Origin of the sequence: Halorubrum sp. Atlit-26R (assembly GCF_003666015.1) — an archaeon.
In the GTDB taxonomy this organism is placed as follows: Archaea; Halobacteriota; Halobacteria; order Halobacteriales; family Haloferacaceae; genus Halorubrum.
Genome location: NZ_QPLT01000059.1, coordinates 1 through 1449 on the forward strand (window position 1 = coordinate 1; position 1449 = coordinate 1449).

The window sequence follows — 1449 nt, forward strand, 5'->3', positions numbered from 1 at the left end:
CCGCCGCAGAGGCCGATGCGCTCGCTTCTCTTATTTCTGACCACCCAGATCTATCTTCTTCGGGTGTCTTTGAACTCTACTACGAACACGTAGATTCAAGCACGGAAGCGGTTCAGTTGGAAGCTTCCGACGAAGATAATCTATTCACCTTCCCCGACGGCTCTGAGCTTGAACTGCTGCCGCTGTCTGGCGTAGATGCCTCCTTTGATGCCACTCCTGCTGGATGGGGCGGCAGACCTGATGAGGGCGTAATGCGAATTAATGTAACTGGTCCTGATGGCGACTCGTTCAATTACTTGGAGATCTCCGTCTGGCAGAGCGTCAATAATGAGATCGAATCCGCGTTCCAAAATGTCCGCGACGGCATCGACACGTGGGTGACGAACGTGTACGGGGAAGTTCAGAGCGGGGAGATTGAGATCTCGTCCCTAATTACCCCAAGAGACCGCGCGGAGATGCTTTCGGAGGAGGAGACAGAGGCACAGGCAATCTCGGACCTCGCGGCGCTAAATATCCCAATTGACCCGCAGCGGGAGGCAACTATCACAATCACGGAGACGGGAGCGACGCTCTCCGGAACAATCGGACTTACGGACGAATCGGACGGACCGATAGAGTCCGGGGAGACTTACGACCCGTCCACGTTCGCCGGAGACGTGTATTTCACCACGGACGTAAGCCAGCTCTCCGGTTCGTGGGATGGATACAACTCCGGGGTAGACGGTGGGACAATCACTCTCACCAGCCAGCCCTACGAGGGAACGGTCTACAACGTCACAACGACGGCCGGGGAAACGGTCTCGGTTCCGGCGTCCGACTGGACCGACAACGGAGACGGCACATGGAGTTACGACGCGAGCGGCGAGCTGGATACGACTACCACCGAGGTCGAGTCGGTATCCTACGAATCCGCAGACGACCAGACACAGTACGAGACGCTCCTGATATCCAAAGAGTTCACAGTAGACAAGCTGACGAACAAGGAAACCGGAGAGGAGGCGTCCTCGGCATCCTTCGATTCGTCGGAACCCCAAGACGATTCGAACTATATCTCGCAAGAAGAGTGGAACCAGCTCGAAGAGCAGAATCAAGAGCTGATCGAGAAGTACGAGGAATCACAGAACACCGGCGGCGCCGGCGCCGGTTGGTTCGGTGATGGCTCGCCCGACGTCGGGCTCATTGCGGCCGTCGTCGGCGGCGCCGGAGTCGTGTACGCGCTCTTTGGACAGGAGGATAACTGATGGTGAACCCTCTCGCGCCGTACTTGTCGATCCTGTCGTTTGTCGTCGAGCCGTTACTCAAATTCGGCACGGCGCTGGTGTTCGTCGGGGTCGCGATGGTAGCGCTCGGCTACGATCCGATCGGTCTCGCGTGGGGGTTCGTCGAGAGCACGATCCGGTCGGCGATTCCGGGGGTCTGACCATGCGCCGTGTCCTGATTTTTTGTGTT

At 57.8% G+C, this 1449-nt stretch carries 2 protein-coding genes; both read left to right on the top strand.

The window, feature by feature from the left end; genetic code table 11:
• On the top strand, positions 1–1241 hold a 1241-nt coding region (locus DVK07_RS22820), incomplete at its 5' end, for a hypothetical protein (protein WP_158603190.1).
• Entirely contained in the window at positions 1241–1420 is a 180-nt protein-coding gene (locus tag DVK07_RS19215) for a hypothetical protein (RefSeq protein WP_121598485.1), read from the top strand. The genes DVK07_RS22820 and DVK07_RS19215, both read left to right, overlap by 1 nt.
• The last annotated feature ends 29 nt before the right edge of the window (positions 1421–1449 follow it).

Bases quoted from the DNA above. Each gene is read 5' to 3' on its own strand.
- DVK07_RS19215 (WP_121598485.1), top strand. From the start codon at position 1,241: ATGGTGAACCCTCTCGCGCCGTACTTGTCGATCCTGTCGTTTGTCGTC.